At 66.8% G+C, this 20,767-nt stretch carries 22 protein-coding genes; all 22 read left to right on the top strand.

The features are described from left to right. The first annotated feature begins 22 nt into the window (after window positions 1–22). The 22 genes from phoU to hypE all read left to right on the top strand — a co-directional run bounded on the left by phoU (window position 23) and on the right by hypE (window position 20,763). Window positions 23–739 carry a phosphate signaling complex protein PhoU gene (gene phoU / locus QXZ94_RS32620; RefSeq protein WP_006614177.1) on the top strand — a complete coding sequence of 239 codons (717 nt, stop codon included), beginning with the start codon at window positions 23–25 and terminating at the stop codon, window positions 737–739. A 16-nt stretch (window positions 740–755) separates the two neighbouring features. After that, on the top strand, window positions 756–1,463 hold the full coding sequence (gene phoB / locus QXZ94_RS32625) for a phosphate regulon transcriptional regulator PhoB (protein ID WP_009028046.1): 708 nt from the start codon (window positions 756–758) through the stop codon (window positions 1,461–1,463). Between the two features lie 140 nt (window positions 1,464–1,603). Beyond that, window positions 1,604–2,920: a trypsin-like serine protease gene (locus tag QXZ94_RS32630; RefSeq protein ID WP_315726677.1), complete on the top strand. Its 1,317-nt coding sequence runs from the start codon at window positions 1,604–1,606 to the stop codon at window positions 2,918–2,920. Window positions 2,921–3,097: 177 nt separating this feature from the next. Then, window positions 3,098–4,192 carry a HoxN/HupN/NixA family nickel/cobalt transporter gene (locus tag QXZ94_RS32635; protein ID WP_315726679.1) on the top strand — a complete coding sequence of 365 codons (1,095 nt, stop codon included), beginning with the start codon at window positions 3,098–3,100 and terminating at the stop codon, window positions 4,190–4,192. A 13-nt stretch (window positions 4,193–4,205) separates the two neighbouring features. Beyond that, window positions 4,206–5,222 (top strand): HupU protein, encoded by a 1,017-nt coding sequence (locus tag QXZ94_RS32640; protein ID WP_315725386.1) that lies wholly within the window; start codon window positions 4,206–4,208, stop codon window positions 5,220–5,222. Continuing rightward, window positions 5,219–6,658, top strand: coding sequence for a nickel-dependent hydrogenase large subunit (locus QXZ94_RS32645; RefSeq protein ID WP_315725387.1), 1,440 nt, complete (start codon window positions 5,219–5,221; stop codon window positions 6,656–6,658). Before QXZ94_RS32640 ends, QXZ94_RS32645 begins: the two co-directional genes overlap by 4 nt. Before the next feature lie 222 nt (window positions 6,659–6,880). Then, entirely contained in the window at window positions 6,881–7,984 is a 1,104-nt protein-coding gene (locus QXZ94_RS32650) for a hydrogenase small subunit (protein WP_315725389.1), read from the top strand. Window positions 7,985–8,005: 21 nt separating this feature from the next. Continuing rightward, entirely contained in the window at window positions 8,006–9,796 is a 1,791-nt protein-coding gene (locus QXZ94_RS32655; RefSeq protein ID WP_315725391.1) for a nickel-dependent hydrogenase large subunit, read from the top strand. 12 nt (window positions 9,797–9,808) lie between these two features. Then, a complete protein-coding gene (cybH, locus tag QXZ94_RS32660) occupies window positions 9,809–10,552 on the top strand; it encodes a Ni/Fe-hydrogenase, b-type cytochrome subunit (RefSeq protein ID WP_315725393.1) in 744 nt (247 codons plus the stop codon). 14 nt (window positions 10,553–10,566) lie between these two features. Next, window positions 10,567–11,154: a HyaD/HybD family hydrogenase maturation endopeptidase gene (locus tag QXZ94_RS32665; RefSeq protein WP_315725395.1), complete on the top strand. Its 588-nt coding sequence runs from the start codon at window positions 10,567–10,569 to the stop codon at window positions 11,152–11,154. A 24-nt stretch (window positions 11,155–11,178) separates the two neighbouring features. Further along, window positions 11,179–11,469: a HypC/HybG/HupF family hydrogenase formation chaperone gene (locus QXZ94_RS32670; protein WP_315725397.1), complete on the top strand. Its 291-nt coding sequence runs from the start codon at window positions 11,179–11,181 to the stop codon at window positions 11,467–11,469. A 223-nt stretch (window positions 11,470–11,692) separates the two neighbouring features. Further along, entirely contained in the window at window positions 11,693–12,133 is a 441-nt protein-coding gene (locus QXZ94_RS32675; RefSeq protein ID WP_315725399.1) for a hydrogenase accessory protein, read from the top strand. A gap of 3 nt (window positions 12,134–12,136) precedes the next feature. Further along, entirely contained in the window at window positions 12,137–13,000 is an 864-nt protein-coding gene (locus QXZ94_RS32680) for a hydrogenase expression/formation protein (protein WP_315725401.1), read from the top strand. After that, window positions 12,997–13,206, top strand: a complete 210-nt coding sequence (locus tag QXZ94_RS32685; protein ID WP_172111249.1) for a rubredoxin — start codon at window positions 12,997–12,999, stop codon at window positions 13,204–13,206. Before QXZ94_RS32680 ends, QXZ94_RS32685 begins: the two co-directional genes overlap by 4 nt. After that, the gene (hybE, locus tag QXZ94_RS32690; RefSeq protein WP_315725404.1) at window positions 13,203–13,712 is read left to right on the top strand and encodes a [NiFe]-hydrogenase assembly chaperone HybE; all 510 of its coding nucleotides are present in this window, start codon (window positions 13,203–13,205) and stop codon (window positions 13,710–13,712) included. Before QXZ94_RS32685 ends, hybE begins: the two co-directional genes overlap by 4 nt. After that, window positions 13,709–14,809: a nickel-dependent hydrogenase large subunit gene (locus tag QXZ94_RS32695; RefSeq protein WP_315725406.1), complete on the top strand. Its 1,101-nt coding sequence runs from the start codon at window positions 13,709–13,711 to the stop codon at window positions 14,807–14,809. Before hybE ends, QXZ94_RS32695 begins: the two co-directional genes overlap by 4 nt. After that, on the top strand, window positions 14,802–15,143 hold the full coding sequence (gene hypA / locus QXZ94_RS32700; RefSeq protein ID WP_315725408.1) for a hydrogenase maturation nickel metallochaperone HypA: 342 nt from the start codon (window positions 14,802–14,804) through the stop codon (window positions 15,141–15,143). Before QXZ94_RS32695 ends, hypA begins: the two co-directional genes overlap by 8 nt. Then, window positions 15,143–16,111, top strand: a complete 969-nt coding sequence (gene hypB, locus QXZ94_RS32705) for a hydrogenase nickel incorporation protein HypB (RefSeq protein ID WP_315725410.1) — start codon at window positions 15,143–15,145, stop codon at window positions 16,109–16,111. Before hypA ends, hypB begins: the two co-directional genes overlap by 1 nt. Continuing rightward, window positions 16,108–18,366: a carbamoyltransferase HypF gene (hypF, locus tag QXZ94_RS32710; RefSeq protein ID WP_315725412.1), complete on the top strand. Its 2,259-nt coding sequence runs from the start codon at window positions 16,108–16,110 to the stop codon at window positions 18,364–18,366. The genes hypB and hypF overlap by 4 nt, the downstream gene beginning before the upstream one ends. Beyond that, complete coding sequence (locus QXZ94_RS32715) at window positions 18,366–18,602, top strand: HypC/HybG/HupF family hydrogenase formation chaperone (RefSeq protein WP_172111243.1); 237 nt, start codon at window positions 18,366–18,368, stop codon at window positions 18,600–18,602. The genes hypF and QXZ94_RS32715 overlap by 1 nt, the downstream gene beginning before the upstream one ends. Continuing rightward, window positions 18,599–19,726 carry a hydrogenase formation protein HypD gene (gene hypD, locus QXZ94_RS32720; RefSeq protein WP_315725414.1) on the top strand — a complete coding sequence of 376 codons (1,128 nt, stop codon included), beginning with the start codon at window positions 18,599–18,601 and terminating at the stop codon, window positions 19,724–19,726. Before QXZ94_RS32715 ends, hypD begins: the two co-directional genes overlap by 4 nt. Continuing rightward, window positions 19,723–20,763 (top strand): hydrogenase expression/formation protein HypE, encoded by a 1,041-nt coding sequence (hypE, locus tag QXZ94_RS32725; RefSeq protein WP_315725416.1) that lies wholly within the window; start codon window positions 19,723–19,725, stop codon window positions 20,761–20,763. The genes hypD and hypE overlap by 4 nt, the downstream gene beginning before the upstream one ends. Window positions 20,764–20,767: the final 4 nt, after the last annotated feature.

The following is a 20,767-nucleotide window of genomic DNA, read 5'->3' on the forward strand; positions in this document are numbered from 1 at the left end:
CAGCATTCTTCAGGAGATCAACATGGCCAGTGAACATACCGCCAAGGCGTTCGACAGCGATCTGCAGGATCTCACCCGGCTGGTGTCGGAGATGGGCGGCCTCGCCGAGCGGCTGATCGTCGATTCCGTCGATGCGCTGGTGCGGCGCGACGTGGCGCTCGGCCAGAAGGTGGTCGCCGCCGACGCCGAGGTCGACAAGCTGCAGCGCATCATCGAGGAGCGCGCGGTGCTGACGATCGCCCGCCGTCAGCCGATGGCCGTCGATCTGCGCGAGATCGTCGGCGCCATGCGCGTCGCCACCGATCTGGAGCGGATCGGTGACCTCGCCAAGAACATCGGCAAGCGCGTCGCCGCGCTGGAGAGCGACTTCCATCCGCTCAAGCTGATCCGCGGCCTGGAGCACATGACCGACCTGGTGCAGTCGCAGGTCAAGACGGTGCTGGATGCCTATGCCGCGCATGATTTGCCGGCGGCGATGACGGTCTGGAAGGGCGACGAGGAGGTCGATGCGATCTGCACCTCGCTGTTCCGCGAGCTCCTCACTTATATGATGGAGGACCCGCGCAACATCTCGTTCTGCATCCACCTGATGTTCTGCGCCAAGAACATCGAGCGGATCGGCGACCACGCCACCAACATCGCTGAGACGGTTTTCTATATGATCGAGGGCCAGCAGATCATGGACAAGCGCCCGAAGGGCGACATGACCAGCTTCGCGACCACGATCCCCGGCAACTGAGAAAGACGATTTCGACATGGGCGCGCGAATTCTGGTGGTTGAGGACGAGGAGGCGCTGACGACGCTGCTGCGCTACAACCTCGAGGCCGAAGGCTACGAGGTCGAGACCGTGGCGCGCGGCGACGAGGCCGACACGCGGCTCAAGGAGCGCGTGCCCGATCTCGTCGTGCTCGACTGGATGCTGCCGGGCCTGTCCGGCATCGAGCTGTGCCGGCGGCTGCGGGCGCGGTCCGAGACCAAGCAGCTGCCGATCATCATGCTCACCGCGCGCGGCGAGGAGAGCGAGCGTGTGCGCGGGCTTGCGACCGGCGCCGACGACTACATCGTCAAGCCGTTCTCGGTGCCGGAGCTGCTCGCGCGCGTGAAGGGCCTGCTGCGGCGTGCGAGCCCGGAGCGGCTCGCGACCGTGCTGTCCTATGGCGACATCGAGCTCGACCGCGAGAAGCGCCGCGTCGCGCGCTCGGGCCGGCCGATCGACCTCGGCCCGACCGAATACCGTCTGCTCGAATTCTTCCTCGAGCATCCCGGCCGCGTGTTCAGCCGCGAGCAGTTGCTCGACAGCGTCTGGGGCCGCGACATCTATATCGACGAGCGCACCGTCGACGTGCACATCGGCCGTCTGCGCAAGCTGCTCAATCCGGGTCGCGAGCAGGATCCGATCCGCACCGTGCGCGGCGCGGGCTATGCGCTGGACGATCGGTTCGCCAAGAGCGAGCAGGCATAAGGAGCGGCAGGTGTGAGGGACGTGCAGGTGTGAGAGGCGAGCAGGCCGGATTAAGGACACCGCGGTCCGCTTTCCGCCACGCCGCCGCCGTCTTGATCGAGTGTGCTGAAGGGCCCGTGTTTTGGTTCCAGCGGACGCCCTTGCTCAAGACGATCATCACAAGTCTTGCCGTGCTGCTCGGCAGCCTGGCCGGTGCACCGGCCGCCGAGCTCGAAGACGCCGTCGCCGCCGCCGGAAACGGCCAGCATGACGTTGCGCTGCGCCGCCTGCTGCCGCTCGCCGCCAAGGGCGATGCGCGGGCGCAGTTCGACATCGGCTTCATGCACGCCTTCGGTTGGGGCCAGCCGCGCAATGCGGCCGAGGCGCTGGCCTGGTATCGCAAGGGGGCGGACCAGGGCCTCGCCGTCGCCCAGCACTATCTCGGCATCGCCTACGTCAACGGCGAGGGTGTCGCGAGCAACTACGGCGAAGCCGGCCGCTGGTTCAGCCGCGCTGCAGCCCAAGGCTTCGCCCAGTCGCAATACATGCTCGGTCTGATGATGCTCGACGGCCGCGGCGTGAGCCAGGACCTCGTGCAGGGCTATGCCTGGCTGGTGATGGCCGGCCGCAACGGCGTGCGCTCGGCCGGCCGCGACGTGCAGCGGGTCAAGCTGACCGAGGCGCAGCGCGTCCAGGCGCAGGCGATGATCGCGAGCTGGAAGCCGAGATTCGAATCGGCGGATGCCGGGGTGGCCAACCCGCGTCCCGAGCAGTTGCTCGGACTCGACCGGCACATCGGCGAGGTCGTGGACCCGACCTCCTGGCCGGCCTCGTCGATCGGCGTCGTCACCGTGGCGCAGTATTCGACCGGCGGCTGGTGTACCGGCACCTTGATCGCGCCGCGCGTCGTGCTCACCGCCGCGCATTGCGTGTTCAACGGGCTCGCGCAGGTCAATCCCGGCAACGTCCGCTTCCTGGCTGGCATGAACAGGGGCACACCGGCCGCCTCATCGATCGCCGAACGGCTGATCGTCGCGCCCGAGTTCGTTCCGACTCAGCACGACCGATGGTCGCTCGACCGCTCCCCGGCCGATTGGGCGCTGATCATCCTGAAGGACGCCCTGCCGTCGAAGCCGGTGGCGGTGAGGGCGCTGAGCCGTGAGGAGCTGGTCGCCGCAACCAGGGCCGGCACCATCTCCGAGATCGGCTATGGCCAGGAGCGGCGCTATTCGCCGACCGGCCAGCGCAATTGCAGCGCGGGGATGACCAAGGACGCCAAGCTGCTGACCGTGCATTGCCTGGCCAATTTCGGCTATTCGGGCTCGCCAATCATGGCCGAGATCGGCGGTGAGCCGGCCGTGGTCGGCATCTTCTCGGCGTTCCACGAGGAGACCCGGCTGATGTTCGCCGCGCCGGCAAGCCAGTTCGAGACGACCGTGCGGCGCGAGATCGCCGCGCAGAGCGCCTCGGCGCGGTGAGGGGAGAACGGCGGAGGCGGCAGCCACTGGTCAAGGTTTGTGCGTGACCGGATAGCGGGTTGCCAAGGGAGGGGGGCTGGTCTGGGAAGCACTGTCCCGCACGGCTGGATTCGAGATGATTCTCGCCGGTGGACACTGCTCTTGCCGAATGGCGCGGGTCTTGCTCTCCTGGTGAGTATGACAATTTTTCCGATTGATCATCCTCCCCCCGCCCGCCGGATCCCAGCCTGGTTCACGGGGGCGGGTGGCTCGACCGTCGCGCTGCTCGCCGGCCTCGTGCTGGCCAACGCGCTTGCCTGGGCGTGGGCCTTCGCCCTCTACGCCGACCGGCCCGCGATCGTCGGCACGGCGCTGCTGGCCTGGCTGCTCGGCCTCAGGCACGCGGTCGACGCGGACCACATTGCCGCCATCGACAACGTCGTGCGGAAGCTGGTTGAGGATGGCGACAAGCCGCGCGCTGCAGGACTCTACTTCGCCCTCGGCCATTCGAGCGTCGTGGTGATCGCGACCATCGTGGTGAGCCTCGTTGCCGGCGCTGACCTGTTGAGCGAGCAGAGTACGATCCGGGCAATCGGCGGAACGATCGGAACGTCGGTCTCGGCAGGCTTTCTGCTGCTGATCGCGGTCGTCAATCTGGTGCTGTTCGTGAAGCTCTGGCGCCGCGCGGCCCAGCCGAACGCCGGCGGCGCCGGGGGTGGCATCCTGATTCGCCTGTTGCGACCCGTGCTTCGCATCGTCTCCCGCGCCTGGCACATGTACCCGCTCGGCTTCCTGTTCGGGCTTGGCTTCGACACTGCCAGCGAAATCGGCCTGTTGAGCCTGTCGGCGACCGAGGCGGCGCGCGGCGCGAGCCTCGCTCATGTGCTGGTGTTCCCGGTGTTGTTCGCGGCGGCGATGGCCACCGTCGATACCGCCGACAGCATGCTGATGACGGGCGCCTATCGCTGGGCGCTGACCGATCCGGCCCGCAAGCGGCGCTATAATCTGGTGATCACGGGCGCGTCCGTTGCAATCGCGCTGGTGATCGGCGGCGTGGAGACCGTCACGCTGCTGGCGCCGCGGCTCGGGCTGGGGGCGATCGAGGTCGGCGACAGTCTTGGCGATCTCGGGATCGCTGCCATCGGTCTGTTCGGACTGATCTGGGCGGGATCCGCGTTGATCAGCCGCCACCGGCGCGGTTCCGGGGGCGCCCCGGGCGACGCGCTTGCCACCGTTCGCGTCGCAGCGCTAAATCCGACGGTGATGCCAAGCGGAGCGCACGGCGCAAGATAGGGCAGACCTCACGATGGCCGGCTCGGAGGCAATGACAAGGATGCTGTGGCTGCAGGGCGCAAGCTGCGGCGGCTGCACGATGTCGATCCTGGAGAGCGGCGCGTCAGGCTGGTTCGACGAGTTGCGTCAGTCCGGTATCGATCTGATCTGGCATCCTTCCGTCAGCGAGCAGACCGGCGACGAAGTCGTCGGAATGCTGGAGGCCATCCGGGACGGCCGTGAGCGGCTCGATCTGCTGGTCCTCGAGGGCTCGGTTGCACGCGGGCCTGATCTGACGGGCCGCTTCAACATGCTCGCCGGTACCAGCCGCTCGATCTATCACTGGCTGCTCGATCTGGCGCCGCTGGCCGACTACGTCGTCGCCGTCGGCAGCTGTGCGGCCTATGGCGGCATTCCCGCCGCCGGCATCAATCCGACGGACGCGGTCGGACTGCAGTTCGAGAGCAGCGACATCGGCGGCGCGCTGGGCGCCGGCTTCCGTTCCAGGCGCGGGCTGCCCGTCATCAACGTTGCCGGATGTGCGCCGCATCCGGGCTGGATCATGGAGAGCTTGCTGGCGCTCACCTCGGGCGATCTCACGGCAGATGGCCTCGACGCAGTCGGTCGGCCGACCTTCATCGCCAATCACCTCGCCCATCACGGCTGCTCGCGCAACGAGTTCTACGAGTTCAAGGCGAGCGCGGAAGTGATGTCGGAGCGCGGCTGCTTGATGGAGCATCTCGGCTGCCGTGCGACGCAGGCGGTCGGGGACTGCAATCAGCGCTCCTGGAACGGCGGCGGCTCCTGCACCAAGGGCGGCTATGCCTGCATCGCCTGCACGTCGCCCGGATTCGAGAGCGCGCAGAACTATCTGCAGACGGCCAAGCTCGCCGGCATCCCGGTCGGCCTTCCGACCGACATGCCGAAGGCCTGGTTCGTCGCGCTGGCGGCGCTGTCGAAATCGGCGACGCCACGCCGCGTGCGCGTCAACGCGACCGCCGATCATGTCGTGGTGCCGCCGAGCCGGCCCAGTGACAAGCGCAGATCATGACGCGGATCACGGTCGGCCCGTTCAACCGCGTCGAGGGTGACCTCGAGGTCAGGCTCGACATCGAGAGCGGCTGCGTCGCGCGCGCGGAGGTGACGGCGCCGCTCTACCGCGGCTTCGAGCAGATCCTCGAAGGACGTCCGCCCCTCGACGCGCTGGTGATCGCGCCGCGCATCTGCGGCATCTGCTCGGTCTCGCAGTCGATCGCCGCAGCCAACGCGCTGGGTCAGGCGATGGGCGTTGTGCCGGCGCCCAATGGCACCCTCGCGACCAACATCGCGCATGCGGCTGAGAACGCCGCCGATCATCTCACCCACTTCTACATCTTCTTCATGCCGGACTTCGCCCGCGGCGCCTATGCCGGGCACGCCTGGCACGACGCGGCGGCCGAGCGTTTCACCGCAACCAAGGGAGGCGCTGCGCGCGAGGCGTTGCCTGCGCGGGCGCGGCTGCTGGAGATCATGGGCGTAATCGCCGGAAAATGGCCGCACAGCCTCGCGTTCCAGCCCGGCGGCACGACGCGGGCGATCGAGCTCGGCGAGCGCGTCCGGCTCAACGCCATCGCCGCGTCGTTCCGCGCCTTTCTCGAACGCGTGGTGTTTGCCGATACGCTCGAGAACGTGCTGGCCTTGTCGACACCGGACGAGCTCGATCAGTGGCGGGACGGCCGCAGCGGTGACTTCGCGCAGTTCCTGCGCATCGCGGACGCGCTCGATCTCGCCAAGCTCGGCCGCGGTCCGGGGCTGCTGATGAGCTTCGGCGCCTATCACGACGCCGATCGCGCTCTTTTCCGGGCCGGCCTGCGCACGCGCGACGGCCAGATCGAAACCTTGCCGGCGGACCGGATCACGGAAGACGTGTCGCACGCCTGGATGCGCGAGACTTCGCTCGATCCGGCCGAGAGTCGCACGCTGCCGGACGCCGACAAGGCGGACGCCTACAGCTGGTGCAAGGCGCCGCGCCTGGCCGGCCAGCCGGTTGAAGTCGGTGCCCTCGCGCGACAGGCGGTCGATGGTCGGAAGCTGATCGCCGCGCTGCTCGCGGTGGACGGCAGCAACGTCCGCAACCGCGTGATCGCCCGGCTGATCGAGACGGCGCAGCTCGCGCTCTCGATCGAACGCTGGATCAAGGCGCTGCGCCTCAACGAGCCGTTCTGCGTGACCGGTGGCGAGGTGGTCGACGGCAGCTTCGTCGGGCTCGTGGAGGCCGCGCGCGGCAGCCTCGGCCATTGGCTTGCGGTGCGCTCCGGCCATATCGCGCGCTATCAGATCATCGCGCCGACGAGCTGGAACTTCTCGCCCCGCGATGCCGATGGTGTGGCCGGTCCGCTCGAACAGGCGCTGGTCGGAACGGAGGTCGGCGATGCCGGCGCGCGTGCCGTCAGCATCCAGCATGTCGTCAGATCGTTCGATCCCTGCATGGTGTGCACCGCGCATTGATCGTTGCCGACAGGCGGAAACAAGCTTGTCGGTGCAAAGCGCGTGATTTCCGATCGTTACGCAAGATCCGGCTCCGAACGGATCGTTGCGCCGCCAGGCCGAACCCAAGCGTCTGGAATCATTATGATTCAAATCCAGCAATGATGCTGGCCCGCATCTTGCTGTCCCCTTCCGCCAGATCGCGATCAGATGATCGCCAACGCGACAGCAGGGGGAGGACTCATGGGCGCGACGACCGAAACGTTTTACAGCGTCATCCGGCGGCAGGGCATCACGCGGCGCAGCTTCCACAAGTTCTGCAGTCTCACCGCGACAAGCCTCGGGCTCGGTCCGGTCGCGGCGAGCCGCATCGCCAATGCGCTGGAAACCAAGCCGCGCACGCCCGTGATCTGGATGCATGGGCTGGAATGCACATGCTGCTCGGAGAGCTTCATCCGCTCGGCGCATCCGCTGGTGAAGGATGCCGTGCTGTCGATGATCTCGCTCGACTATGACGACACGATCATGGCGGCCGCCGGCCATCAGGCCGAAGAGATCCTCGAAGAGACCCGCGCCAAGTACAAGGGGCAGTACATTCTCGCGGTCGAGGGCAATCCGCCGCTCAACGAAGGCGGCATGTTCTGCATCGACGGCGGCAAGCCGTTCGTCGAGAAGCTGAAGGTGATGGCCGAGGATGCGATGGCGATCATCGCCTGGGGCGCCTGCGCGTCCTGGGGCTGCGTACAGGCGGCGAAGCCGAATCCGACGCAGGCGACGCCGATCGACAAGGTCATCACCAACAAGCCGATCATCAAGGTGCCGGGCTGCCCGCCGATCGCGGAAGTCATGACCGGCGTCGTCACCTTCATCACCACCTTCGGCAAGCTGCCAGAACTCGACCGCCAGGGGCGGCCGAAGATGTTCTACTCGCAGCGCATCCACGACAAGTGCTATCGCCGGCCGCATTTCGATGCCGGCCAGTTCGTCGAGGAATGGGACGACGAGGCCGCGCGCAAGGGCTACTGCCTCTACAAGATGGGCTGCAAGGGCCCGACCACCTACAACGCCTGCTCGACGGTGCGCTGGAACGGCGGCGTGTCGTTCCCGATCCAGTCCGGCCACGGCTGCATCGGCTGCTCCGAGGACGGCTTCTGGGACAAGGGCTCGTTCTACGATCGCCTCACCAACATCAAGCAGTTCGGCATCGAGCGCAACGCCGACCAGGTCGGCATGGTGGCCGCAGGCACGGTGGGAGCTGCGGTCGCGGCGCATGCCGCCGTGACGGCGGTGAAGCGGCTCGCCGGCAAGCGAGACGACGCCAAGGACAGCGCAAAGCAAGATCATTAATTCAGTTCAGGGCAGGCAACGATGGGCATCCAGACTCCCAACGGCTTCAATCTCGACAATTCCGGCAAGCGCGTCGTCGTCGATCCGCTCACGCGCATCGAAGGCCATCTGCGCGTCGAGGTGAACGTCGACTCCAACAACGTGATCCGCAACGCGGTCTCGACCGGCACGATGTGGCGCGGCATCGAGACTATCCTGCGCAACCGCGATCCGCGCGACGCCTGGGCGTTCACCGAGCGGATCTGTGGCGTCTGCACCGGTACGCATGCGCTGACCTCGGTCCGCGCGGTCGAGAATGCGCTGGGGATCATGATCCCCGACAATGCCAACTCGATCCGCAACATCATGCAGCTGTGCCTGCAGGTGCACGACCATCTCGTGCATTTCTATCACCTGCATGCGCTCGACTGGGTCGACGTGATCTCGGCGCTGAAGGCCGACCCGAAGGCGACCTCGGCGCTCGCCCAGTCGATCTCCGACTGGCCGCTGTCCTCGCCCGGCTATTTCAAGGACTTGCAGATCCGGCTCACCAAGTTCGTCGAGTCCGGTCAGCTCGGCCCGTTCAAGAACGCCTATTGGGGCCACGCCGCCTACAAGCTGCCGCCGGAAGCCAATCTGATGGCGGTCGCGCACTATCTGGAGGCGCTCGACTTCCAGAAGGAGATCGTCAAGGTCCACACCATCTACGGCGGTAAGAACCCGCATCCGAACTGGCTGGTCGGAGGCGTTCCCTGCGCGATCAATGTCGACGGCACCGGCGCCGTCGGCGCCATCAACATGGAGCGCCTCAATCTCGTCTCGTCGATCATCGACCGCTGCATCGAGTTCACGCAGAAGGTCTACCTGCCCGACGTGGCGGCGATCGGCTCGTTCTACAAGGACTGGCTGTATGGCGGCGGACTGTCGGGCAAGAGCGTGATGTCCTATGGCGACATCCCCGAGAACGCCAACGACTATTCGGCCAAGAACCTCAAGCTGCCGCGCGGCGTGATCCTCAACGGCAATCTCAACGAGGTCATGCCGATCGACCACGGCGATCCCGAGCAGATCCAGGAGTTCGTCACGCACTCCTGGTACAAGTACCCCGATGAGACCAAGGGGCTGCATCCCTGGGACGGCATCACCGAGCCGAACTATCAGCTCGGTCCGAATGCCAAGGGCACCAAGACCGATATCAAGGAGCTCGACGAGGGCGGCAAGTATTCCTGGATCAAGGCGCCGCGCTGGCGCGGCAACGCGGTCGAGGTCGGGCCGCTGGCGCGCTACATCATCGGCTATGCGCAGAACAAGCCGGAATTCAAGGAGCCGACCGACAAGCTCCTCAAGACGCTGAATCTGCCGGTGACGGCGCTGTTCTCGACGCTCGGCCGCACCGCGGCGCGCGCGCTGGAATGCGAATGGGCGGCGAACCAGATGCGCTACTTCCAGGACAAGCTGGTGGCGCGCATCAAGGCCGGCGATTCCTCGACCGCCAATGTGGAGAAGTGGAAGCCGGAGAGCTGGCCCAAGGAGGCCAAGGGCTACGGTTTCACCGAGGCACCGCGCGGCGCGCTGGCGCACTGGATCAAGATCAAGGACACCAAGATCGACAACTACCAGTGCGTGGTGCCGACCACCTGGAACGGCTCTCCGCGCGATCCCAAGGGCAATATCGGCGCCTTCGAAGCGTCGCTGATGGATACGCCGATGGCGGATCCGGAGAAGCCGCTGGAGATCCTGCGGACGATCCATTCGTTCGATCCGTGCCTGGCCTGCTCGACTCACGTGATGAGCCCGGACGGCCAGGAAATGGCGACGGTCAAGGTCAGGTAGGGGAGAGGTGCGATGATGGATGCCGTTGCACGTCCAGCCGAGGCCGAGCCGAATCTGGCTGCGATCGCGGCCGATGCGGCCGGAGAGCACGCGATCGGCCGGCCCACCGTCTATGTGTACGAAGCCCCCGTGCGCATCTGCCACTGGGTGAATGCGTTCGCCATCATCGTGCTGATGGTGACCGGCTATCTGATCGGCACGCCGCTGCCGAGCGTGGAGGGCGAGGCGTCGGCGAGCTTCGTGATGGGGTACATCCGGTTCGCGCATTTCGCGGCCGGACAGGTGCTGGCGGTGTTCTTCCTCGCCCGCATCTTCTGGGCCTTCGTCGGCAATCATCACTCGCGGCAGATCTTCTACATTCCGGTGCATCGCAAGCAGTTCTGGAAGGAGGTGCTGCACGAGATCCGCTGGTATGCCTTCCTGGAGCGCGAGCCGAAGATGTATGTCGGCCACAATCCATTGGCGCAGACGGCGATGTTCACCGGCTTCACGCTGTTCGTCGCCTTCATGATCGTCACCGGCTTCGCGCTCTATTCGGAAGGCACCGGGATCGACAGCTGGCAGCACAAGCTGTTCGGTTGGGTGTTCGCGATCTGGCCGAACAGCCAGGACGTCCACACTTGGCACCACCTCGGGATGTGGGCGCTGGTGATGTTCGTGACGGTGCACGTCTATGCCGCGATCCGCGAGGACATCATGTCCCGCCAGAGCATCATCTCGTCGATGATCTCGGGCGAGCGGCAGTTCCGCGAGTAGTGGAGAAACACGAGATGGGCGACGACGCCAAGCGCGACCGCATCCTGGTGCTGGGGATCGGCAACATCCTGTGGGCGGACGAAGGCTTCGGCGTGCGGGTGGTGGAGGAATTCCACCGCCGCTACGCCGTGCCCGACAACGTCACGATCCTCGATGGCGGCACGCAGGGCCTTTATCTCGTCAACTATGTCGAGGAGGCCGACGGCCTGATCGTGTTCGACGCCATCGACTACGGCCTTGCGCCGGGCGAACTCAAGCTCGTCCGCGACGAGGAGGTGCCGCGTTTCACCGGCGCCAAGAAGATGAGCCTGCACCAGACCGGCTTCCAGGAGGTCCTGAGCGCGGCCGACCTGCTCGGCCGCTATCCGCGCCGTCTGGCGTTGATCGGCTGCCAGCCGCTCGACCTCGAGGACTGGGGCGGACCGCTCACCGCGCCGGTGCGCGCGCAGATCGCGCCCGCGATCGAGCTCGCTTGTACCGTCCTGGCCGAATGGGGCGCGCCTGCGGTGTTGCGGCCCGAGCCGCTGGCCGGCGACGCGCGACTGCTCGCCAACGATATCGACCACCAAAGCTATGAGATGCGGGCGGACCCGGCGGAGTGACCGGACGCCGCAGGGGAGCTTGCCATGTGCCTGGGCCTGCCGATGACGATCGTGGAAACCGATGGCGTCTCGGCGCTGTGCAGCTTCGACGGTGAGGAGCGGCGCGTCTCGGTGCTGCTGCTGTCGAACCCGCCCGTCGGGGCGAAGGTGCTGGTCTATCTCGACAACGCGGTTCGCCTGCTCGGCGACGAGGAGGCGCGGCTGATCGGCGAGGCGCTACGCGGCCTGCAGGCGGCCATGAAGGGTGAGAACTGCGACGACTTCTTTGCCGACCTGATCGGACGGGAGCCGCAGTTGCCGGAGCATCTACGGTAGCGCGATTGGCGCGCGTCGGACATCCGACAATCAGCTTTCCAGAAGAAATTAAGTTTCCGGCGCGTGGCTGGAAAGTAACTTTGCAATTTCCTTCTCACGTCTTAACATCGAGAATAAGCCCAATTAATTCAATGCGATGGCTTGCGTTCGGCCGTGGCGGCGTCTGGCACGTTGATTGCTAACCAGTCAGGTCACGCAACGATAACTGGCCAGGGAGACGTCGATGGAGATGCTGCAGCGCGATCCTGCACGCAGGCGAAGCGGGTTGCCGGAGGTCGATGCCGTCACGGTCGATGGTTTCCTCGACGACGCCCATCGTGCCGGGGCGGTTGGGGTGCTGCTCTCGGCCGGTGATCCCGCGCGATTTCCCGAAGCGCTCGACGTGGCCATCGTGCTGCCGGAGCTGGTCACGGCGTTTCAGGGTCGCCTGCGTGGCGCGGTCATCGCGCGCGATGCGGAGACGGAACTCGGAACGCGGTTCGGCGTGCGCGTGCAGCCGAGCCTGATCCTGTGTCGTGGGGCCGATACGCTCGGCGTGATCGCAAAGATCCAGGACTGGTCGGTCTATGTCGATCGCATCTCTCACCTCATCGATCGTCCCGCCGGGACGGCGGCGACCGTCGCCGTCAGCATCGTCCCAGCCCATCAGCCGTCGAGGAGTTGACCAATGAAGCCCGGATTCTGGATTGCTCCCGAAGGCGCCGAGCAGCCCGTCAGCGTGTTTCCGATCGGCGAGGAGGCGCTCGACAGTCAATACAAGGGACTGACGGCGTCGGGCGCGCTCGCCAAGCTTGCGACGCTGGACTCGGAGGCGCTGGCGCGGAGCTGTCCACGCGCCGTCGAGCTGCTGGCGACGATTGCGTCGGCGGTCGCAGCGCAGGTCGCCGATGCACCGACACGGCTGTTCCGGCTCGAAGGTCTCAACGATCTCGAGCGCCGGCTGATCGACGACGTGCTGGGCGAAGGCGAGGTGTCCGGCGTGGTGGCGCTGCCCGACGGTCAGCTCGCGCAGATCCAGGAGTCGGTGCTGGCGGGCGTCTGGCGGGTGCGGCTGGAGGCGGATGAGAGTCACGATTACATCGAGATCGGGGCCGTCCCCGAGATCGTCACGCGCGCGGCCGCCGATCTCACCGCTTCCGACGTCGTGATCGGGCCTGCGCCCGAGGGGACGATGAACGCGCTTCCGGTGCTCGCCGAGATTCGCGAGCGTGCGCTCTCCTGGCGGCCCGGGCAGCGCTCGCAGACCATCAACTTCACTTTGCTGCCGATGAGCCCGGCCGACATGGGCTTCCTGCAGGAGACGCTCGGAAACGGCCCGATCCAGCTGATGTCGCGCGGCTACGGCACCTGCCGTGTGCTGGCGACCGGCGTGCGCCATGTCTGGTCGGTGCAGTTCTTCAACGCGATGGACACGATCATTCTCGACACGCTCGAGGTCGGCGGCGTGCCGGTGGTCGCGCTCGCCGCGCCCGAGGATTTCGAGGATTCCGCCGAGCGTCTCAAGCAGATCATCGAGGCCTATTTCACATGAGCGGCTTCGAGAATTTCGGCGTTCGCAGCGATCTCGCCGACGACGTGCTGCTGGAGTGCGGCATCTGCTGGACGCGCTACGATCCGGCCGAGGGCGATGGCGTTGCGCAGATTCCGCCGGGCACGCCGTTCGCGGCGCTGCCGGACGACTGGCACTGCCCGAATTGCGACGCGCCGAAGGGCAAGTTCATGGCGGTCGAGTCATGAGCGCCGGTGCGGCCGGGCAGGGACCATGCGAGCTCACGCCGGCGGCGTGGGGCGAGCGACTCGTCGGCCTCTATCGTGAGATCGGCGCGCGCTCCATGCGCGAGCTGCCGATCTATCATGATGCGCTCGACGTCGAGGCCGTGGGCTTCACCAGCGTGCATGGACTGACGGTCGGCATCGTCGTCACGCCCTGGTTCATGAACGTGATCGTTCCGGTTTCAGAAGGCTCGGTCGGGGCATCCGTCACGCTGGAGCTGCCGGCCGGGCGCTTCGCGTTCACGATCGGCGAGGTGGCCGGCGTCGGCCGGATTGCAAGCTGCTCGCTGTTCTCGCCGATGTTCGAGTTCGAGGACATGGCCGCGGCCCGTGCCGCGGCGAAGGCCGCCATGGCGGCGCTGATGACGGCGCAGGATGATGGGCCGGATGCAGAGCGGGCCGTGACGACGTCGCGCGCGATCGATCGCCGCGCATTGCTGCGTGGCGCGCTCTCGGAGAGGCGTGCATGACGCTGAGCTTCCGCAACCGGATCGATGTGGTGCTGTCGGTCGCCGATCAACGGATCACGGGCGTCAACATCCAGCCGCGCACGCGGCCGCCATTGGGGCGGCTGTTCGCCGGCAAGCCAGCCGAGGCGTTGCTGGCAGCGCTGCCCCGTCTGTTCTCGCTATGCGCCACGGCGCATCAGGTCGCGCTGCTCTCGGCGATCGAAGCGGCGCGAGGCCAGCCGGTCGCGCCGCTGACGCGCCATCGCCGTATCAGGGCGGTGGTGGCCGAGCGCCTCGCCGAGTTGCTGCGCGGCCTGCTGCTCGGACCGCTGGCGCGCGATCGCGGCGCGCTGCAGCAGGCGCACGGGCTGCTGCAGGCCGTCACCTCGCTCCAAGGCGATGCCAAGCCAGGTGCAAGCGGGTCGTCTCGCGGCGACGTCTTGTCACAGATCAAGATGGGACTGGCGCAGCTCGGCGTAAGCTTGGCATCGGAGATCGTCGCTCCTGGAACTCCACTCGCAAAGCTGATGACGGCAGCCCGCATGGCCGCCGAGGACGGAGGATGGAGGCACATGCCGGCAGTGCACGGCGTCCTGTCGGCCGCCGACGATCGCGCCGTCGTCGCCGGGCTGATGGATCAGGGCTCCGCATTCGCGGAGACCCCCGAGCTCGATGGCCGCGTCCCCGAAACCGGCGTCTGGGCGCGGCGAGCGCCTGCGGCCCCGCTGCAGGCGGGCCCGGTCGAACGGCTCCTGGCCAGGATCGCTGAGATGGCCGCGCTCGCCCGCTGGATCGAGACAGGTGAAGCTGAGGACGACTCTGACGAGGGCCTCGTCATCGCTTACGCGCTGGGTCATCGCTGCGGCGCCGCTGCGGTCGAATGCACCCGCGGCCGTCTGCATCACGTGATCGAGCTGGATGCGCAAGGCGCGATCGCCCGGTTCGAGTATCTGGCGCCGACCGAATGGAATTTTCATCCGCGCGGCCCGGTCGCGAGCAGTCTGACCGGCGCCGTACTGCGCGGCGCCGCCGATCGCGACGCGGTCGATGCGATGATCGGTGCGTTCGATCCCTGTGTCGGCTATCACCTCACGACGCGGGAGACGGCGCATGCATGAGATGGCGCTGTGCGAGGGCATCGTCGAGATCGTCGAGGCGGAGGCGCGCAAGGGTGCGTTCTCCAAGGTGAAGACCGTGTGGCTGGAGATCGGCGCGCTCAGCCATGTCGCGCCGGAGGCGCTGCGCTTCTGTTTCGAGGCAGTCACCGCCAACACGATCGCGAAAGGCGCGGCGCTCGAGATCATCGAGCAGAAGGGCTCGGCCTGGTGCCTTGCCTGCTCGCGAAGCGTCGAGATCAGCCGGCGCTACGACGCCTGTCCTGAATGCGGCAGCCATCAGCTGCAAGTGACGGGCGGCGAGGATATGCGGGTCAAGGAGCTGGAGGTCGAGTGATGTGTACGGTGTGCGGTTGCAGTGACGGCAAATCGGCGATCGAAGCGGGTGATCATCATCACGATCACAGCGATCATCACCATCATCATGCTCATGATCATGATCACAGCCACGATCATGGCGGGCATCATCACGGTCATCACCATCACCATCACGACCACGATCATGGTCACCATCATCACCATGATGATCATGCGCATGACCATCCTCACATGCATGGCGCAGCCGATCACATCGACTGCGCGGCCAATCCGGCCGGGCAGGAGATTGCCGGCCTGTCCAGCGGCCGCATCATCCAGATCGAGCGCGACATTCTCGGCAAGAACGACCGGCTTGCGGCAGAGAACCGCGCGCGCTTCGCCGCGCAGGACGTGCTGGCGTTCAACCTCGTCTCCAGCCCCGGCGCGGGCAAGACCTCGCTGCTCGTTCGTGCCGTCACCGATCTCAAGCAGAGCCGCCCGGTCGCGGTGATCGAGGGCGACCAGCAGACCTCGAACGATGCCGAGCGCATCCGCGCGACAGGCGTGCCGGCGATTCAGATCAACACCGGCAAGGGCTGCCATCTCGATGCGGCGATGGTCGGCGAGGCCTATGGCCGGCTGCCGCCGCTGCGTGGCGGGCTGTTGTTCATCGAGAATGTCGGCAATCTCGTGTGCCCGGCCGCGTTCGATCTCGGCGAGGCCTGCAAGATCGTGGTGTTCTCGACCACGGAAGGTGAGGACAAGCCGCTCAAATATCCGGACATGTTCGCAGCATCAGCGCTGATGTTGATCAACAAGATCGATCTCGCGCCGGTGCTCGACTTCGACCTGGCGCAGACCATCGAATATGCCCGTCGCGTCAATCCCAGAATCGAGGTGCTGACGATCTCCGCCAAGACGGGTGAAGGCTTCTCCGCCTTCTATGCCTGGATCAGGAAGCAGGCCGATCGGATGCGGGCGAGCGCGCTGGGCGCGGTGCAGGGATGAGCGTCTCAGGCCGGACATCGGCGGCGGAACCTGGGCGCCTCCGGCTCCGCGTGCGCGGCGCCGTGCAGGGCGTGGGCTTTCGTCCCTATGTCCATGGCCTGGCCACGCGCCACCGGCTCGGCGGCTTCGTCGCCAACGATGCGGACGGCGTCGTCATCGAGGTCGAGGGCGACGGGGTCGCCGAGTTCGTCGAGGCTCTGCCGCGGCAGACACCGCCGCTGGCGCGCATCGACGACATCGCCGTCGAGCAGGTCGCGGCGCTGTCCAGCCGGGATTTCTGCATCGGCGCGAGCATCGGTGGCCGAGTGACGACGCGGATCGTGCCAGATGCCGCGACGTGCGAAGCTTGTCTTGGCGAACTGTTCGATCCCGGCAGCCGCTTCCATCTCTATCCTTTCGTCAACTGCACCCATTGCGGCCCGCGCTTCACCATCGCCGAGCGTCTGCCTTACGACCGCGCGACGACCGCGATGAAGCGTTTTCCACTGTGCGAGGCGTGCCGGGAGGACTACGAGAATCCCCTCGGTCGTCGCTTCCATGCCGAGGCGATCTCGTGCCCGTGCTGCGGGCCTCGCCTCAGCCACGGGATCGGCGAGATCGCTGCCGCGCTCGCTGCGGGCAGGATCGTCGCCATCAAGGGACTCGGCGGCTATCAGCTGCTCTGTGACGCGCGGGATGAGCAGGCGGTGCAGCGGCTGCGCGCGCGCAAGCAGCGCGACGGCAAGCCGTTTGCGGTGATGCTGGCCTCGGTCGATGCCGCAAGCGAGGTGGCCGAGATTGACCTCACTGAGCGGGCGCTGCTGGAGCAGGTCGCGCGCCCGATCGTGCTGTTGAAATCGCGCCATCGTCTGGCGCCGTCGGTCGCGCCTGGGCTCGCCAGGATCGGCGTGATGCTGCCGGTCGCACCGCTGCATCATTTGATCTTCCATGCGCTCCGCGCGCATGTCTGCGAGAGCGCTTGGACGCTGGTCTGCACCAGCGCCAATCCGAGCGGCGAGCCGCTGCTGACCGACAATGACGAGGCTCTGGCTGATCTGCGCGACATTGCGGACCTGATCGTCACGCATGATCGTGACATCGTCATCCGCGCCGACGATTCCGTCGTGGCGATCGTGGCCGGTGCTCCCAGCTTCATCCGGCGCGCCCGTGGCTATGTGCCCGAGCCGATCCGGCTGCCGCGCGCAGTGCCACCGATGCTCGCGGTCGGCGCTCACCTGAAGGCGACGGTGACCGTAACCCGCGGCGACGAGGCGTTTGTGTCGCAGCATCTCGGGGATCTCGATACGACGCAAGCGATCCGCTTCTTCGAGGAAACCGTGCAGCATCTCACCTCCATCCTGGACGTTGCGCCCATCGCCATCGCCCACGACATGCATCCGGACATGGCCTCGACCCGCTTCGCCCATGGCCGTGGTCTGCCCATGCTGTCTGTGCAGCATCACCATGCGCATGCCGCGTCCGTTATGGCCGAGCACGGGCTCACGGGACCCGCGCTCGCGCTGGTGCTCGATGGCTATGGCTATGGCAGCGATGGCGGCGCCTGGGGAGGCGAGTTGCTGTCGTGCGACGGCGCCGGATTCCGACGCCTCGGCCATCTCGCCCCGTTGAAGATGCCGGGCGGCGATCGTGCGGCGCGGGAGCCATGGCGGATGGCCGCGGCCGTGTTGCATGACCTCGACCGCGGAGCCGAGATCGCCATGCGTTTCGATGACCAGCCGCAGGCGCGCCACATGCCCATGCTGCTCGATCGCGCCGACGGGCCAGTCACGACCAGCGCCGGCCGGCTGTTCGATGCGGTCGCGGGACTGCTCGGTGTCAGCGCGGTCCAGAGCTACGAAGGCGAGGCTGCGATGAGGCTGGAGGCGCTGGTGCGCGAGGCGACGACGCTGGACCACGGCTGGACCATCGCCGATGGCGTGCTGTCGCTGCGGCCGCTGCTTGCGCATCTGATCTCAGATAGGCTCGACGTCGCCGAAGCCGCCGGGCTGTTTCACGGCACGTTGGCCGCGGCCTGTGTCGATTGGATCACGATGGCATCGCGCGCGACCGGCATCGGCACGCTGGTGCTGAGCGGAGGCTGCTTTCTCAACGCGCATCTGTCGGCGCAGATCGTCCGCGGCTGTCGCGCGGCCGGGGTCGATGCGCGGCTGCCGCGGCGGCTGCCGCCGAATGACGGCGGCCTGAGCCTGGGGCAGGCTTGGGCAGCCGGCCTGCAACTGCTCCGCAATGAAAATCTGTCTGGGGAGATCGTCTGATGTGCCTGGCCATTCCTGCCGAGGTGATCAAGCTGCTGCCTGACGACATGGCGATCGTGTCGATCGATGGCGTCAGCAAGGAGGTCTCGGTCGCGCTGATCGAGGAGATCGCGATCGGCGACTACGTCATTCTTCATGTCGGCCACGCGCTGACCAAGATCGATCCGGAGGAGGCACGCGAGACACTCGACCTGCTCCGGCAGATGGGCGCGGCGGTTGCGGAGGTGGCACCATGAAATACGCGGACGAATATCGCGACAAGGAGCTTGCCATTGGCCTCGCACGCGCCATCCACGCCAAGGCCGACCCGGCGCGCGCCTACCGCTTCATGGAGTTCTGTGGCGGTCACACCCATGCGATCGCGCGCTACGGCCTGGAAGACATGCTGCCAGCCAATGTGCGCATGATCCATGGTCCCGGCTGTCCGGTCTGCGTGCTGCCGGCGGGACGCATCGATATGGCGATCGCGCTCGCAGAGCGTCCCGAGGTCACCCTCTGTGTCTATGGCGACCTGATGCGCGTGCCCGGCTCGCGCGGCGCTTCACTGCTCAAGGCAAAGGCGCGCGGCGCCGACATTCGCATGGTCTACTCGACCCTGGATGCCATTGCGCTCGCCGAGCAGAACCCGAGCCGCCAGATCGTGTTCTTCGCCATCGGCTTCGAGACAACGACGCCGCCGACCGCGGTGATGATCCGGGCCGCCGAGAAGAAGAAGCTCACGAATTTCAGCGTGTTCTGCAACCACGTGCTGACGCCGCCGGCGATGCGCGCGATCCTCGACAGCGATACGCCGATCGAGATCGATGGGTTCGTGGGTCCGGCCCACGTCTCCACCGTGATCGGCACCGAGCCCTATGCGCCGTTCGCGCGCGACGATGCCAAGCCGGTGGTGATCGCGGGCTTCGAGCCGCTCGACATGATGCAGGCGATCCTGATGCTGATCGAGCAGGTCAATGACGGCCGCCACGAGGTCGAGAACCAGTATCGCCGCGCCGTCACCGGCAGCGGCAATCAGCGGGCGATCAGGGAAGTGGCCGAGATCTTCGAGCTGCGCGACGCCTTCGAGTGGCGCGGCCTCGGCAGCATCCCGTCGAGCGCCTTGAAGCTGCGGCCGGCCTTTGCGCATCTCGATGCAGAGCTGCGCTTCGCGATGGCCGAGCTAGTCGTCGCCGACAATCCAGCCTGCGAATGTCCCGCCATCCTGCGCGGACTGAAGAAGCCGGTCGACTGCAAGCTGTTCGGCACGGCGTGCACGCCGGAGACGCCGATCGGCTCCTGCATGGTGTCGTCGGAAGGCGCCTGCGCGGCGCATTGGACCTATGGCCGCTTCCGCGACCATCAGCGGAGGCTCGCCTCATGAGCATGCATCAGCGCCGGCTCGACCTGCGAAGCGGCTGTGTCGACCTCTCGCATGGCGCCGGCGGCCGCGCCATGGCGCAGCTGATTGCCGGCCTGTTCCACGAGGCGTTCGGCAACGAGTGGCTGGCGCGCGGCAACGACCAGTCCGCGTTCGACGTGGCAGCCGGCCGCATGGTGATGACCACGGACGGCTACGTCGTCTCGCCGTTGTTCTTCCCCGGCGGCAACATCGGCTCGCTGGCGGTGCATGGCACCGTCAACGACATCGCGATGGCCGGCGCGCGGCCGCTCTATCTCTCGGCAAGCTTCATCATCGAGGAAGGGTTTGCCTTCGCCGACCTGAAACGGATCGCGGATGCGATGGGCGAGGCGGCGCGTGAGGCGGGCATCGCCATCATCACCGGCGACACCAAGGTGGTCGAGCGCGGCAAGGCCGACGGCGTCTTCATCTCGACGGCCGGCGTCGGCGTGCTGCCGGAAGGGCTCGATCTGTCGGCGGACAAAGCGCGGCCCGGCGATCGCGTGCTGCTGTCGGGCAGCCTCGGCGACCATGGCGTCGCGATCATGTCGAAGCGGCAGAACCTGACCTTCGACACCGAGATCGTCTCCGACTCGGCCTCGCTCCATGATCTCGTCGCCGACATGGTGGCTGCCGGGGGCCAGGGCATCAGGCTGATGCGCGATCCGACGCGGGGCGGCCTTGCCGCGACGATGAACGAGATCGCTCAGCAGTCCAATCTCGGCTTCCGCCTGCAGGAGGAGGCCATCCCGGTAAAGCCGGCCGTGGCGGCCGCCTGCGAGTTGCTCGGCCTCGATCCGCTGCACGTCGCCAACGAGGGCAAGCTGGTTGCCGTGGTCGCCCCTGAGGTCGCCGATGCCGTGCTAGCTGCGATGAAGGGGCATCCGCTCGGACGTGATGCGGCCGACATCGGCGAAGCCGTTGCGGACGATCACCGCTTCGTCCAGATGGCAACGAGCTTCGGCGGCGGCCGCATCGTCGACTGGCTGTCGGGCGAGCAGCTGCCGCGGATCTGCTGAGACG

Source organism: Bradyrhizobium sp. SZCCHNS2022 (assembly GCF_032377575.1).
Classification (GTDB): Bacteria; Pseudomonadota; Alphaproteobacteria; order Rhizobiales; family Xanthobacteraceae; genus Bradyrhizobium; species Bradyrhizobium aeschynomenes.

Bases quoted from the DNA above. Each gene is read 5' to 3' on its own strand.
- hypD (WP_315725414.1), top strand. From the start codon at position 18,599: ATGAAATACGCGGACGAATATCGCGACAAGGAGCTTGCCATTGGCCTC.
- QXZ94_RS32695 (WP_315725406.1), top strand. From the start codon at position 13,709: ATGACGCTGAGCTTCCGCAACCGGATCGATGTGGTGCTGTCGGTCGCC.
- hybE (WP_315725404.1), top strand. From the start codon at position 13,203: ATGAGCGCCGGTGCGGCCGGGCAGGGACCATGCGAGCTCACGCCGGCG.
- QXZ94_RS32675 (WP_315725399.1), top strand. From the start codon at position 11,693: ATGGAGATGCTGCAGCGCGATCCTGCACGCAGGCGAAGCGGGTTGCCG.
- QXZ94_RS32670 (WP_315725397.1), top strand. From the start codon at position 11,179: ATGTGCCTGGGCCTGCCGATGACGATCGTGGAAACCGATGGCGTCTCG.
- QXZ94_RS32635 (WP_315726679.1), top strand. From the start codon at position 3,098: ATGACAATTTTTCCGATTGATCATCCTCCCCCCGCCCGCCGGATCCCA.
- phoB (WP_009028046.1), top strand. From the start codon at position 756: ATGGGCGCGCGAATTCTGGTGGTTGAGGACGAGGAGGCGCTGACGACG.
- QXZ94_RS32680 (WP_315725401.1), top strand. From the start codon at position 12,137: ATGAAGCCCGGATTCTGGATTGCTCCCGAAGGCGCCGAGCAGCCCGTC.
- phoU (WP_006614177.1), top strand. From the start codon at position 23: ATGGCCAGTGAACATACCGCCAAGGCGTTCGACAGCGATCTGCAGGAT.
- hypF (WP_315725412.1), top strand. From the start codon at position 16,108: ATGAGCGTCTCAGGCCGGACATCGGCGGCGGAACCTGGGCGCCTCCGG.
- cybH (WP_315725393.1), top strand. From the start codon at position 9,809: ATGATGGATGCCGTTGCACGTCCAGCCGAGGCCGAGCCGAATCTGGCT.
- QXZ94_RS32655 (WP_315725391.1), top strand. From the start codon at position 8,006: ATGGGCATCCAGACTCCCAACGGCTTCAATCTCGACAATTCCGGCAAG.
- QXZ94_RS32715 (WP_172111243.1), top strand. From the start codon at position 18,366: ATGTGCCTGGCCATTCCTGCCGAGGTGATCAAGCTGCTGCCTGACGAC.
- QXZ94_RS32685 (WP_172111249.1), top strand. From the start codon at position 12,997: ATGAGCGGCTTCGAGAATTTCGGCGTTCGCAGCGATCTCGCCGACGAC.
- QXZ94_RS32665 (WP_315725395.1), top strand. From the start codon at position 10,567: ATGGGCGACGACGCCAAGCGCGACCGCATCCTGGTGCTGGGGATCGGC.
- hypB (WP_315725410.1), top strand. From the start codon at position 15,143: ATGTGTACGGTGTGCGGTTGCAGTGACGGCAAATCGGCGATCGAAGCG.
- hypE (WP_315725416.1), top strand. From the start codon at position 19,723: ATGAGCATGCATCAGCGCCGGCTCGACCTGCGAAGCGGCTGTGTCGAC.
- QXZ94_RS32650 (WP_315725389.1), top strand. From the start codon at position 6,881: ATGGGCGCGACGACCGAAACGTTTTACAGCGTCATCCGGCGGCAGGGC.
- QXZ94_RS32640 (WP_315725386.1), top strand. From the start codon at position 4,206: ATGGCCGGCTCGGAGGCAATGACAAGGATGCTGTGGCTGCAGGGCGCA.
- hypA (WP_315725408.1), top strand. From the start codon at position 14,802: ATGCATGAGATGGCGCTGTGCGAGGGCATCGTCGAGATCGTCGAGGCG.
- QXZ94_RS32645 (WP_315725387.1), top strand. From the start codon at position 5,219: ATGACGCGGATCACGGTCGGCCCGTTCAACCGCGTCGAGGGTGACCTC.